We start from the raw sequence: 12,179 nt of genomic DNA, 5'->3' as shown, positions 1-12,179 counted from the left end.
GGATACGATAACGACTTGGCTGCAAAGCAACATGTACCGCATTATTTTTCTGATCGTCGCGGTTGTGGCGGCCGCGCTGATCGCGAAAGCGCTCGCCCGCCTGCTGCGACGCGTGCTGGATAGTTCGAATATGCCGAATGCGTCGATTTTCATCAATATCATGCGCGTTGTGGTGTGGGTTCTGGCGGCCTGCGTCGTATTGCAACCGGTATTCGGCATCAGCCCGACCACACTGTTCACCGCTCTTGGCATCGGCGGTCTTGCGGTGTCGCTTGGTCTGAAAGACACCATCGCCAATGTGATCAGCGGTTTCGGATTGATGTTGGGCAAAGTCGTGCAGCCTGGCGATCTGGTCAGCATTGCTGGCACGACGGGCACAATCAAAGACATTAACTGGCGACAGACCGTGCTCGTGGAACGCAATGGCAACGAAATGGTGATTCCGAATTCCGTGTTGAACACCGCTTCCCTTGAACGCCTCACTCCCGGCAATGAAGGTTTTGTGACCGTACCGTTTACGGCGAAGGCCGGCAGCGATCCAGAAGAAATCAGTACGGCCGTAGTCGCCGCGATTGCCGACGCCACTGCCGATTTGGCGCTTGAAGGCACGCAGCCGCTGGTCAAAATCGTCGGATTCTCGCCATACGGCATTCAATGCGAAGCGATGGCCTGCGCAAAGGCCGGCGTAATCCTGTCCACGATGCGCGACGCCATGGCACGCGCAATCGCCGACGCGGAATTTCTTGAACTGCGCGCCGCACAAGCCTGACCGTCAGCAAATGTGACCGAAAACCATGACTGAAGCGGTCACCTTTGCTGAAAAATACCAGTCCCACCAGCAAGAGTGACCGAAACAGGGACTGAAACGGTCACTTTTGTTGGCGGTATTCGTTTACATCAGCAAAAGTGACCGCCATAATCAACAACCGGGCAAGACCTGCAGCCAGCAAACGGGCGGGCCCGCAGCTTAGATCGTCGCCTGCGTCAGCAGCGTAATCAGCAAGGCGATAATGATGTAGACGACGATGCCCGCGTTGCCGAAAGCGACGTTGCCGCGCAATCCTCGCGGCAGCTCTTCAGGCGTCTCATAAAATTCAAAGCTTTTACGCTTGGCAATCAGTAGAACCACGCCGGCGATCATCGCAGCGAAATACAACGTGAAATACGTCATCATAATCATCAGGCCTGGCGCGGAAGAGGTCATCGCCGCTTCGGCAGCAGCCACATCTCCATTTGCCAAAGCGTCCACCAGTGACGAATCAAGCTGCGACAGCACCCACGGCGCAAGCACTGCACCGTTGAAATTAATCAGCATGTGCAGCACAATCGAATAGCGCAGCCGACTGGTGCGCATATACACGTAGCCGAGCATCATGCCAAGGCCAAACGCGTAGAAAAATTGGAACAGATTCATGTGATACAGCGCGAAAATCAGTGACGACATTACGATTGCCAGTTTTTCGCCGTAGCGTCGCATGCGTGAGATCAGCTGCTTGCGGAACAGCCATTCTTCCATGACCGGTCCCAACACCACCATGTACAATGCGGTCGCCCAGTCGGGATTCATCGCCAAATCCACAATGGCATTCGTCGCATTCGAGCCGAACAGCAGTGCTGCAACCACCTGCCCGATGATGTTGCCGACGTACATGATCGGCAGGCACATCAAAAATATCGTGAAGAACCGCCCGCCACTCATTGGGAATTCCCGCGTCGGCAACGTCGGCGCGGCACGCATGAGCAGCACGGCGATTGGCATCGCCACGGCATACAGCGGCAGCCCTGATATCAACAGCATCACCCATGTCGGCATACTGCCTTGCTGATAGAGCAGAGCCGTCAGCAAGGCGGAAATGATAATATTCAGCGCAAGCCAGATGGTCAGCATCGCGACGCAGGCCCAGCCGATAACGGCGTAACGTTTGCGGGCGGTGTGCAGCGCCTGCTGGAACGTCTGCATTGGATTGAAATTCGCAGGATTGAAATTCGCAGGATTTTGCGCCGGAGGCATCCCTTGTGACTGCCCGACATTTGGATTGTTTTGCGGATTGCTCATGGGATTCCCTTTCGACACGACATGTCGCGTGATATGCCGTCACATCACGCGACATGTCCATTGTTCCAGCGTTGACTTTCATGGACTGCTCCTTGCACGGACGTCGTCTTGCACGGGCATCACCTTGTGTGGACGCCATCATGCCGATGCCATCTCAGGCTGGCGTCATCTCGCGCCGGCAGCATCTTACGATGGCATCGCCTTGTTGTTACATAACGCCTTTGCCATCAACGCTCACATCCGTACAACGCGCTGTTTTACCGTTCAGTGTATGTCCTATCGAATATCGTCGTTCCTGATTCGGAAATGATATGCAATCGCAGATTCAGTTTCTCCGTTGTTGTGCACACGCGACCGATCTGATTGATGGTGGACTGCATGTCATTGTCGTAATCACTCAATTCCCGCTCAAATACAGACGTGTATTCCGTGTAGGAATCATCCACTGCGTACTGATAGGTAATCGTGTCGCCGGCGACGCTGTACTTCATCGCAACGCCGTACAAAGACAATTCGGCTGCTTCCTTCGTCGCCCTTGCAATGAAGGCGTCCGAAGAGACCAGGTCATCCAATGTATTCACCGACGTATTGCGCGCATGAATGTCATCCATTGAATCGTCGACGCTGCCTTCGATGTCGTCAGCGACATCTTCAACATATTCAGGATTCAAAATGACGCCCGGTGACAGGCTGGTGCCGGAATCCCCTTGCACATTTGAATCGGTGAAATTATCGAGATCACCGTTCATCCCGTTGCCGTCTTGTGTGCTGGAATCGCGTTGGCCGCTGCTTCCGGGATTGCTTGAATCACCGAAATCCCAGCTGTATCCGACATTCCAGCCACCATTTTCCACGCCATATCGCATAACCGCAGCGGTGATGCCGATAATCAGCAGCAGCGACAATAATGTTGAAATCGCGCCGATAACGATACCGGCAATGGAGAGACCGCGGCCACGCTCATTGCGTTTGCCAGTTTGTACAAGGCCGATGATGCTCAGAACAATACCGATGATGCCGGCGAAGAATGAAGAGACGAAGCCGGCGATCGCCCATCCGTTCCACGGGCGGTAGGCGGGGTCGTAATTGGCGGGGTATCCGCTGGGCAGCATTGCGCCTTGCGGGGCGCCATATTGAGACGCTCCGTATTGAGAAGCGCCATATTGAGGCGCGCCATATGGGGAGGAATCATATTGGAATGCGCCATATTGTGCGGATCCATCGTGCGGCGTCGCATATCGCGCGGTCTGTGTGCCGTCGAATGACGAGGCGTCATGCGACTGCGCATTGTGATTTGGCTGGTTGGACTGATTGCCCTGATTGAAATTCGCAGGTTCAATCGGCTGCGTCTGTGCGGATTGCGGGTCCGTGGACGGAGGATGGAAATCGTTGTTGTTCATTGTTGTATTCCCTCGTATCATGTCGGTTTTTGCGTTTTTCGTTGCATTGCGTAATGCGCTGCGCAGTGTTTTTGTGCGTCGCGTTTCGTCGCCGAAACACATTTGACGCTGCTGATTCAAGTGTAAAACAATAGGGCTTGAAAGCGCCAGATTAAGCGGATTCAAGCCCTATGTGTACACATGTGACAATGCTCACACAGCCAGCCTTTCGTCATATCAGTACTGATACGACGAGGGGCCATGTCATACGGCAAGCGCGTCGATTGCACGCGGCGTCACCACAATTTCCGAGCCGATGCCCAAGCCAGCGGGCAGTTCGTTGGCCGGCAGCTGCACGGTGACGGCCAACTGTTCACCGCCGTTCCAACGCTGATATTCGCCGGAGGAAATCGTTGCATCCACGCGCACGAGTGAACCGAGGAAATGCACCATCGATACGCGTGCGTGTTCGCCGACATGCGACTGGCTGTCGGCGGCCATGGCCAGCATCATATTTTCCGGACGCACCAGAATCGCAACGGAATCCCCTCGTTTGGAGCCAGGTAACAGCGGTACGCGCTGGCCGAAAACCACTGCTTCGTCGCCGTTGGAAGCGCCAGGCAGGCGGTTTGTCAAGCCAATGAATGTGGCCACGTATTCGGTGGCGGGCCTCATATACAGGTCGCGCGGCACGCCGATCTGTTCGACGCGCCCGTGATTCATTACGCCGATGCGGTCGGCGATGGCCAGTGCTTCTTCCTGATCGTGCGTCACGAACACGGTGGTTGTGCCGGCTTCAAGCTGGATGCGACGAATTTCGTCTCGTAATTGCACGCGTACTTTGGCGTCCAATGCGGAAAGCGGTTCGTCGAGCAACAGCACGCGCGGGTTGACGGCCAATGCTCTGGCAAGCGCCACGCGCTGCTGTTGTCCGCCTGACATATGCTGTGTGTATTTACCAGCCTGGTCGGCAAGTCCTACCAATTCCAGTTTCTCCATGGCGGTGCGGCGACGTTCAACGCGATTCATGCCGCGAATTTCAAGGCCGAATTCCACGTTCTGCAGCGCGGTCATATGTGGGAACAGCGAGTAGGCTTGGAACACCATGGCCATGTCGCGCTTGTTGACAGGCACGCCGGTCACATCCTGCCCTCCGACGAGAATGCGTCCAGCCTGAATGTCCTCGAGGCCTGCGAGCGCGCGCAGTGCGGTGGATTTGCCACAGCCGGAGCCTCCCAATAGTACGACCATTTCACCTGGCTTGATGTCAAGATTGAAGTCGTTCAATGCTTTGATGTTGCTTCCGGGGTAGATTTTGTCGACGTTCATCATCTGCACGCCGCCGCCGCGCACGGCGGAGTCGCGCAGGATCTCCTGCGCCGCTTCGGTGACGACGTCATTGTTCACGTCAACGCCTGCGACAGCAGCGTCGGCAATATCAGTATCGGCGACGTCGGCACCAACTACGCCAACACCTCGGAATGCATCCGCCGCCTGTGCAACGGCAGCTTTACGATCGGCGATAGACATGCTTATTTTCCTTCCCTTTTATGACCTTCATATCGGTCCTCATGTTGGCTCCTACGATTACGCATCGCCCCTGAGATCAGATCGAGACCGACCAGCAACACGACACCGAACAGCAATGCGAGCAACGACATTGCGGTGGAGATCTGCGAGTTCGATTGGCCGAGCTGGTACAGCGCGACCTGCAGATTCATGCGACCGAGCAGCGAGGCGACGGTGTATTCGCCGAGGACCACGGCGATGGAGATGAATGATGCGGACAAAATCGACTGCCACAAATTCGGGATGAGCACGCGGAAAAATACGCGCGGCCATGAAGCGCCGAGAGACCTTGAGGCCTCGCACAGCGTCTTCACGTCGATGGAATTGAGTCCTACCGCAAGCGCACGGAAGGCGAACGGCATGACCAGCACCACATAGGCGAAGCATAGCCAGATTGGGTCGGTACTGAGCACGTCGGCGCTCAGCCACCTGTAGATTGGTCCGAGTCCGACGACGAGTACGATGGCGGGAATGGTCAGGGGCAGGGTCGCCACCCATTCGATGGCACGTTCAAGTTGTTTGGAGCGGATATGCACGATAGTCATAGTCGGTACCATCAACAGCAGCATGATGATGACGGTGACGACGCACAGTCCAAGCGAGGATTCAAGGCCGCTCCATAATACGGTCAGGTCAGCGCCGAGAGATTCGCCGTCACCGGTGAAAATCGCTTTCCACGCATCGAGGCTCCACTGGCCTGAAAGAGGGTGGCGCACAGTGAACAGCAGCATGGCGAACAGCGGAATGAACAGGAATGCGAGCGTGGTGCCGAGCACGATGGTTTTGATGATGCGCTGGCGGCGTAGGCGCATTGCACGCAGCTGCGGCGGCTTGGCTTGGAAGCCGGTAAGCGAGGCGGGTTGCGCGTCAAATTGCACACCAGCTTGCTTATCGGGTTGCAGGCCGGCATGCGGGACGGTTTTCGCGCCGGCGTGCACGTCAGCTTTCTCTCTCACCATCGCAGCCTTTCCGGAAGACGAATTCACTGCCATCGTCCTGCCCTCTTTTCCACGGCGTGACTGAGCATCATCACAATCGCCACGACCACGACCATGGCGAATGCCAGCACTTGCGCGAATCCTTGCTGATTGGGATCCATTTCGTTGCGCATCGCGCCTTGAATCATCAGCGGCACCAGGATGGACCGCTGCGAAAACAGCGCCGCCGCGGTCGCGTAGGCGGAGAAGGCGCTGGCGAACAGCAGCAGAAATGCGGAAATGAAGCGTGGCGCGAGAATCGGCCCGGCCACACGTGACCAGTATTGCCACGTATTGCAGCCGAGACTTTCGGCGGCCTCACGCCATTGCGGGCGAATCAATTCGACGGCCGGCAGAAAGATGATGATCATCAGCGGAATCTGGAAATAGCAATACACGGTGATAAGGCCGGGCAAAGAGCTGAGCCAATTCGGATTGACGACATATCCGGTGAGTTGCTGAATAAGCATGGTGCCGACGCCGTTAATACCGATGGTTGCGATGAAGGCGAAGGCGAGCATGACGCCGCCGAATTGTGCGAGGACCGATGATACGGCGGAGATGATGCGTCGCAACAGACCGTTCGGCTTGGCGCCGATGACGAGTGAGTAGGAGGCGAGGCCGCCGACGATTGCGCCGATTGCGGCCGATGCCAGTGAGACGAGGATTGATGTGACGAATGCGGAGATGGTGTTGGGCTCGAACAGTCGTCGGAAATTGTCGATGGTGAATGTGCCGTCCGCTGATTGGAAGGCGCCGATGACGACGATCAATGTGGGAGCGAGCAGAAAGCAGGCGCTGTATGCGAAGAATGGGATGGTGATTGAGATCGTACCGATTGTTTTACGATGCTTCGCATAGGTTTCGGCGATTGGATTCTCGCTGCGCCGCGCTGACATGGTTTGGGTGATTGCAGCAGTCATGCGATTCTTTTCTTGAGATTAGGGCCGGAATCCGGACAGTGTTCCGGATTCCGGCCCTGGTGTAACGATGTCACGGCAGCGTCTCGCCTGTTGCGCTGGGTTCCATCGGGGGAATCGATGCGACAGGTTTTCGCCACGTCCAGCCCGATTGGAACCGCGGTCTAGCGGTATCGACGCGCACCGCAGGAATCAGTTGCCGATGGTGGCGTCCCAGTTTTCCTGCAACCATTCGGTGATTCGGGTGGAATCATCGTTATCGTAGGTGACAGGGTCGCCATCGAGACGGTCGGCGTCGGCCAGGATGTCCTGATCGACGGTGCCGTCCGCGATCATCGAGTCAAGCAACACCGGGTTGGAACCGCCCTTGAGCCACAGGTTCTGGGCCTCCGGAGTGTACAGGTATTCCATCCACAGTCGAGCGGCCGCCGGATGAGGGGCGTCCTTGTTGATGGCCTGGTTGTAGTAGCTCACAACCTGAGCGTCTTTGAAGGTCTTGTATTCCCAGTTGACTCCCCTGTCCTTCAGCTCGGACTGGTAGGAGGCCTGATTGTAGGTCCAGTCGAACACGACCCCGGTCTGGCCGGAATCGATTGTGCCATTGGTCACGTCAACCTGGGTGAGGTTACCTGCATCCTTGAGCTTCTTGAAGAAGTCAAGACCAGGCTGCAGATCGTTGATGTCACCGCCAGCGAGCTGGTTGACCATTAGGAAGCCGTTGAATGCGGCGCCCGCTTCGGCGGGCTTGCCGTTGACAGCGACGGTGCCGGCGAACTTCGGGTCAAGCAGATCGTCGATGCTGTCGATTTCACCATACTTGTCTTTGTTCCAACCGATGGACATTATGCCGGTGTAATCGGCATAATACAAACCGTCCGCATCCTTGAGTTCGTCCGGAATGGAATCCCAAGCCTGAACCTTGTACGGAGCGAAATAATCCGTGCTGGTGGAAGCGACAGCCAGACCCGTATCGAAGACGTCAGGAGCAGCGTCAGTGCCCTTGTTCGTCTTGGCGGCGTCGATTTCTTCCTTGGAAGAAGCGTTCGGATTGATTTCATTGATCTTAATATTCGGATACTTTTCCTTAAAGGTCGAGATGACTTCGCCCCAGTTGGACCAGTCGTGCGGCAAAGCGATGACGTTCAGCTGACCTTCCTTTTCAGCGGCGGCGACCAGGTCGTCCATCGTGCCGAAATCCTCAAGGGAGGTCGCGGAAGCGGATTTGGAATCAACGGTGACGGCCTTGCCGGAAGCATCATTCGCGGAAGCATTGCCAGAGCCACAGGCGGCGACGGAGAACAACGTCGACACGGCAAGCAGGCCGACCGCAATCTTACGCAAAGACTTCATTTCAGAAATTTCCTTTCCTCTTTCACATCATGCGCGGGACTTCATCCCGCTGCCAAGAAGTAAAAGTAAGCCCCGAAATTAAAGCCCTATCAGACTCCGTATGAACTCCTCATTTACTTTGAATGCGTTCGGCAAAAAATCGATGAACAATCATCCTCACTACGTAATTTTGTAGTTTTTGCCATCCCCCCCCTCGTCAAAATCACATGGCTGCGACGAAAAGGGGAAACCACGACCCAGCAAAACCGTCATATCAGCACTGATATGACGGTTACGCGGCCCCAAAAAAAACAACCAAACCGTCATATCGACACTGATACGGCGGTTTTGCGAGAAGCATATTAGTATGCCGGCTTGTTTCACGTGAAACCAAGCCGGCATAGGCCAATCGCCGATAGATGTCAGGCGAAGACGCCTTCAATCAAGGTGGTAATCAGATCGGTATAGCTCAAACCGGTGGCCTCCCATGCCTTCGGATACATCGAGATCGGCGTGAATCCCGGCATCGTGTTGATTTCGTTGATCATCACGCGGCCGTCAGGAGTCACGAAGGAGTCAACACGACTCAGCCCTGCGCCATCAACCGCCTTGAAGGCCTTCACCGCGGTTTCGCGCACCAGTTGCAATGTTTCTTCCGGCAGATTCGCCGGCACTTCCACATGACTGGCCGTGGAATCCATGTACTTGCTGTCGAAATCATAGAACTGGTCTTCTTCGGCGCGGCGGTCAAGCACAATTTCACCCGGCCAGCTGGCCTTCGGCTCTTCACCGGCCTTCGGGCACAGCACTGCGCATTCGACTTCACGTGCATCAATGCCCTGCTCAATCAGAATGCGCCAATCATGCTGGCTTGCTTCAAACACTGCAGCAACCAGCGCGGCGGCATCCTTCGATTCCACCTTCGTCACGCCGAAGCTGGATCCGGCTCGGGACGGCTTGACGAACAGCGGATATTCCAATCCGGCATCGGAGACCAGCTTCACCAATTCGTCGGCATTCGCCGCGAATTCGCTGGCCTTATCATACGAACGCGCATCAATGGTGATGCCCGGAGCGACCGCGATGCCGGCAGCGGCCAACAGCACCTTCGTGTAATGCTTGTCCATGCAGGCTGCGGAAGCGAGCACGCCGCACCCCACATACGGAATGCCCATCATTTCAAACAGGCCCTGAATCGTGCCGTCTTCACCGTACGGGCCATGCAGCACCGGCAGCACGGCGTCGATGTGGCCGAGCGAGGTCAGCGTGCCATCGGTCTCACGGGCGAAGAAGCCATCACCGCCTTTGGCGATGTCGAGCACGACATCGCGTGCCCCCACCGTTTTTTCAACAATCGGCAGACCGTCGGAAAGATTCCAGCCGCGCGGATCCTCGCCACCGACAATCCACTGGCCATCCTTGGTGATGCCCACCGGAATTGGATCGAAACGATCCATATCCATCGCACGCAGCACGCCGGCAGTGGAAATGCAGGAAATCGAATGCTCATCGGCCTTGCCGCCATACATCACCACAATGCGTTTCTTCGTCATTTCTTCCTCATAGCTCCTGTATGTAAGCCCTTCGTTGCCGTGACACACAATACTCCGCGGTCGGAGCGAACCGGCCGCGGAGCATCATTCCGTCACAGACTTTCACGCAGTATGCGCCTCCACGGATTCACGCACCCCACGATCGCGCGCATTGCGCTTGCGCCTACGGCGACCTGAATCGTGCGGCTATTCTTCGCTCACACCGTCGTCGAACAGTTCGGCGAGCATCTGTGCGCACGAAATGCCATCGGAAAGCACGTGGCTCATCGCGGTGGCCAGCGGCGTGGGCACGCCATACTGCTTGCCGAGCGCCACGACGGCATCGGTGGTCGGCACGCCTTCAGCCACGCCGTTGCTCACCTTCGTGGCCTCCTCGACGCTCATGCCCTTGCCGAGATTCGCACCGAACGTGTAGTTGCGGCTCAGCGGGGAGCCGCAGGTGGCGATCAGATCGCCGACACCGGCAAGGCCCGAGAAGGTCTTCGGGTTTGCGCCGGCGGCTTCGCCCAGTGCGGTCAATTCCGCCAAGCCGCGCGTTTCGATCATGGCGGCGGTGTTTTCGCCATAGCCGGCACCGCGGGCCATACCGACGGCGAGCGCGACGACGTTCTTCAGTGAGCCGCACATTTCCAGGCCGATGACGTCGGTGCTGACGAATGCTTTGAAGTAGTCGGTGGTGCAGGCGTGGGCGATGATGCGCGCATTATCGATGTTTTCGCAGGCGACGACGGTTGCGGCGGGTTCGCGGGCGGCGATTTCCTTGCTCAGATTCGGGCCGGAGATTGCGGCGAAGCGGTCGGCGTCAAGACCGAGCGTTTCGGTGACGACTTCGTCCATGCGCTTGCCAGTGGTGCGTTCAATGCCTTTCATCAGACTGGCGACGAGTGCGGTTTCAGGAATGAGGCCCTTGAATTCCTGCAATGCGACGCGGGCGAACTGTGCTGCAATCGCGACGATGATGATGTCGGCATTGCGCACTGCTTCGGCGCGGTCGCCTGTTGCGGTCATATTGCTGGGCAGCTGTTCGACACTGGGCAGGCGCACAGCGTTGTGGTGATGGTCGCGGATGCCTTCCACGATTTCGGGCTCGATGGCCCACATCGTCACATTGTTACCGGCGTCGGCCAGCACCTGGCCGAATGCCGTTCCCCATGCTCCGGCACCCAATACCGTAATGTTCGTCATGCTGTCTGCGTCTCCTTTATACATGCTGCTCGCCTGCGCGTTACGCATCGCCTGCGCTGCCGTTGAATCATCATCAGGCATTAACAGCTTATGCTACCGCGAATCATCAACGAAAACTTGCGTATTATCAACGAATCACCAACAAATCATGAATGAATCACCGGCGAAATCATCAACGCATTGTTCACGCGTGTATCAATCGCCGATCAATCATCAATGTATTGTCTGCAATTCAAATGCAATTCGCCTGCAACTCGACGATGCGTCAACCGGCAATATGTCAGCCGTCGATGCGTGAATCGTCTTTTACGCGACTCATTGTGCGATAATCCCAATACCCGCCTTCCGGCATGCGTTCGCCGCGAATCTCTTCCATGATTTCCGTCATGCGCACGCGAATGCGACGGGTCAGCTCGTTGGCCAGCTCCGCCGGCGGCTCCTCGCCCCACGTATCAGCGGTTTCCAGCAGATCGGAGTAATCCATACGGGTGTCGTAGCACATGACCACGTTCTTGCGCGGCCACGGCCACCAATGATTGATGCTGGCGGCACCCCACGTCACCGCGCAATACAACGGCACCTGATGGCCGAGGCGACGTGAGGATTCCAAGGCGATGATGCCGACGCCGTTTTTCATACTCATCGGCCACTTTTGTGGATCACGTGTCACCGTGCCTTCCGGCCAGACGGTAAGCGGACGGCCGGAGGTGAGAATGTTGATGGAGGTCTCCTCAATGGCTTTCGCCTTGCCACTACGTCGTTCCACCGGCTGCATGCCGACCAACTGGAACCATTTGCCGATCAGCGGCCAGTGGCCCATTTCCGCTTTGGCCATATAACGCGGACGGCGGCCCATATGGAACAGGCCGGCCATAGGCACGAACACGTCGAACATGGTCACATGTGTGGCGGCGGTGATGAATGGGCCGGTCTCGGGAACGTTTTCCAATCCCCACGCCTTGGTTTTGCAACTTGCATGGAACACCATGGATACGCCGGCCAGCAGTCGTTCGGTGGCCTTCGGATTCTGCGCGTTGATTTCGGCGGTGTTGGGCGTGCGCGGGCCGGTCGGGTAATAGCGCATCGGATCAACAAGCTTATGTTTGGCCGCAAGACGTGCGACCTGTGCGTCGCTCAGCGGCTTGACGGCGGAACGCGGCGACGGTTTTCCTTTGGATACCATGCGCACCATTGTGCCGCAACCGGCGAAC

At 56.8% G+C, this 12,179-nt stretch carries 11 protein-coding genes; 2 read left to right on the top strand and 9 right to left on the bottom strand.

Features of this window, described 5'->3' with window-relative positions; translation table 11 throughout:
• Positions 1 to 31 precede the first annotated feature (31 nt).
• The gene (locus tag AC1AWD_RS00170) at positions 32 to 769 is read left to right on the top strand and encodes a mechanosensitive ion channel family protein (RefSeq protein ID WP_476564484.1); all 738 of its coding nucleotides are present in this window, start codon (positions 32 to 34) and stop codon (positions 767 to 769) included.
• Between the two features lie 198 nt (positions 770 to 967).
• On the opposite strand, the gene AC1AWD_RS00165 is transcribed toward AC1AWD_RS00170, so the two are convergent.
• The 8 genes from AC1AWD_RS00165 to AC1AWD_RS00130 form a co-directional block, all read right to left on the bottom strand.
• Positions 968 to 2,056 carry a lysostaphin resistance A-like protein gene (locus AC1AWD_RS00165; protein ID WP_476563074.1) on the bottom strand — a complete coding sequence of 363 codons (1,089 nt, stop codon included), beginning with the start codon at positions 2,054 to 2,056 and terminating at the stop codon, positions 968 to 970.
• 257 nt (positions 2,057 to 2,313) lie between these two features.
• The gene (locus tag AC1AWD_RS00160; RefSeq protein WP_476563072.1) at positions 2,314 to 3,456 is read right to left on the bottom strand and encodes a DUF4854 domain-containing protein; all 1,143 of its coding nucleotides are present in this window, start codon (positions 3,454 to 3,456) and stop codon (positions 2,314 to 2,316) included.
• 243 nt (positions 3,457 to 3,699) lie between these two features.
• Positions 3,700 to 4,767, bottom strand: coding sequence for an ABC transporter ATP-binding protein (locus AC1AWD_RS00155; protein ID WP_476564482.1), 1,068 nt, complete (start codon positions 4,765 to 4,767; stop codon positions 3,700 to 3,702).
• Positions 4,768 to 4,967: 200 nt separating this feature from the next.
• Positions 4,968 to 5,816: an ABC transporter permease gene (locus AC1AWD_RS00150; RefSeq protein WP_476564480.1), complete on the bottom strand. Its 849-nt coding sequence runs from the start codon at positions 5,814 to 5,816 to the stop codon at positions 4,968 to 4,970.
• A gap of 170 nt (positions 5,817 to 5,986) precedes the next feature.
• A complete protein-coding gene (locus AC1AWD_RS00145; protein WP_476564478.1) occupies positions 5,987 to 6,880 on the bottom strand; it encodes an ABC transporter permease in 894 nt (297 codons plus the stop codon).
• Positions 6,881 to 7,093: 213 nt separating this feature from the next.
• Positions 7,094 to 8,251, bottom strand: coding sequence for an ABC transporter substrate-binding protein (locus AC1AWD_RS00140; RefSeq protein ID WP_476563070.1), 1,158 nt, complete (start codon positions 8,249 to 8,251; stop codon positions 7,094 to 7,096).
• A gap of 401 nt (positions 8,252 to 8,652) precedes the next feature.
• Positions 8,653 to 9,783: a D-alanine--D-alanine ligase family protein gene (locus AC1AWD_RS00135; protein WP_476563069.1), complete on the bottom strand. Its 1,131-nt coding sequence runs from the start codon at positions 9,781 to 9,783 to the stop codon at positions 8,653 to 8,655.
• Between the two features lie 186 nt (positions 9,784 to 9,969).
• On the bottom strand, positions 9,970 to 10,968 hold the full coding sequence (locus AC1AWD_RS00130; protein WP_476563067.1) for an NAD(P)H-dependent glycerol-3-phosphate dehydrogenase: 999 nt from the start codon (positions 10,966 to 10,968) through the stop codon (positions 9,970 to 9,972).
• Between AC1AWD_RS00130 and AC1AWD_RS00125 the strand changes: the two genes are divergently transcribed.
• Positions 10,958 to 11,266: a hypothetical protein gene (locus tag AC1AWD_RS00125; protein WP_476563065.1), complete on the top strand. Its 309-nt coding sequence runs from the start codon at positions 10,958 to 10,960 to the stop codon at positions 11,264 to 11,266. The genes AC1AWD_RS00130 and AC1AWD_RS00125 overlap by 11 nt on opposite strands.
• Here the strand turns inward: AC1AWD_RS00125 and AC1AWD_RS00120 are convergent.
• Positions 11,249 to 12,151, bottom strand: a complete 903-nt coding sequence (locus AC1AWD_RS00120; RefSeq protein ID WP_476563063.1) for a lysophospholipid acyltransferase family protein — start codon at positions 12,149 to 12,151, stop codon at positions 11,249 to 11,251. The two genes, AC1AWD_RS00125 and AC1AWD_RS00120, sit on opposite strands and share 18 nt — an antisense overlap.
• Positions 12,152 to 12,179: the final 28 nt, after the last annotated feature.

This window comes from Bifidobacterium sp. LH_512 (assembly GCF_056356435.1).
This window is presented reverse-complemented; position numbering and strand designations above follow the sequence as displayed.

Bases quoted from the DNA above. Each gene is read 5' to 3' on its own strand.
- AC1AWD_RS00170 (WP_476564484.1), top strand. From the start codon at position 32: ATGTACCGCATTATTTTTCTGATCGTCGCGGTTGTGGCGGCCGCGCTG.
- AC1AWD_RS00165 (WP_476563074.1), bottom strand. From the start codon at position 2,056: ATGAGCAATCCGCAAAACAATCCAAATGTCGGGCAGTCACAAGGGATG.
- AC1AWD_RS00160 (WP_476563072.1), bottom strand. From the start codon at position 3,456: ATGAACAACAACGATTTCCATCCTCCGTCCACGGACCCGCAATCCGCA.
- AC1AWD_RS00155 (WP_476564482.1), bottom strand. From the start codon at position 4,767: ATGATGAACGTCGACAAAATCTACCCCGGAAGCAACATCAAAGCATTG.
- AC1AWD_RS00150 (WP_476564480.1), bottom strand. From the start codon at position 5,816: ATGCGCCTACGCCGCCAGCGCATCATCAAAACCATCGTGCTCGGCACC.
- AC1AWD_RS00145 (WP_476564478.1), bottom strand. From the start codon at position 6,880: ATGTCAGCGCGGCGCAGCGAGAATCCAATCGCCGAAACCTATGCGAAG.
- AC1AWD_RS00140 (WP_476563070.1), bottom strand. From the start codon at position 8,251: ATGAAGTCTTTGCGTAAGATTGCGGTCGGCCTGCTTGCCGTGTCGACG.
- AC1AWD_RS00135 (WP_476563069.1), bottom strand. From the start codon at position 9,783: ATGACGAAGAAACGCATTGTGGTGATGTATGGCGGCAAGGCCGATGAG.
- AC1AWD_RS00125 (WP_476563065.1), top strand. From the start codon at position 10,958: ATGTTCGTCATGCTGTCTGCGTCTCCTTTATACATGCTGCTCGCCTGC.
- AC1AWD_RS00130 (WP_476563067.1), bottom strand. From the start codon at position 10,968: ATGACGAACATTACGGTATTGGGTGCCGGAGCATGGGGAACGGCATTC.
- AC1AWD_RS00120 (WP_476563063.1), bottom strand. From the start codon at position 12,151: ATGGTATCCAAAGGAAAACCGTCGCCGCGTTCCGCCGTCAAGCCGCTG.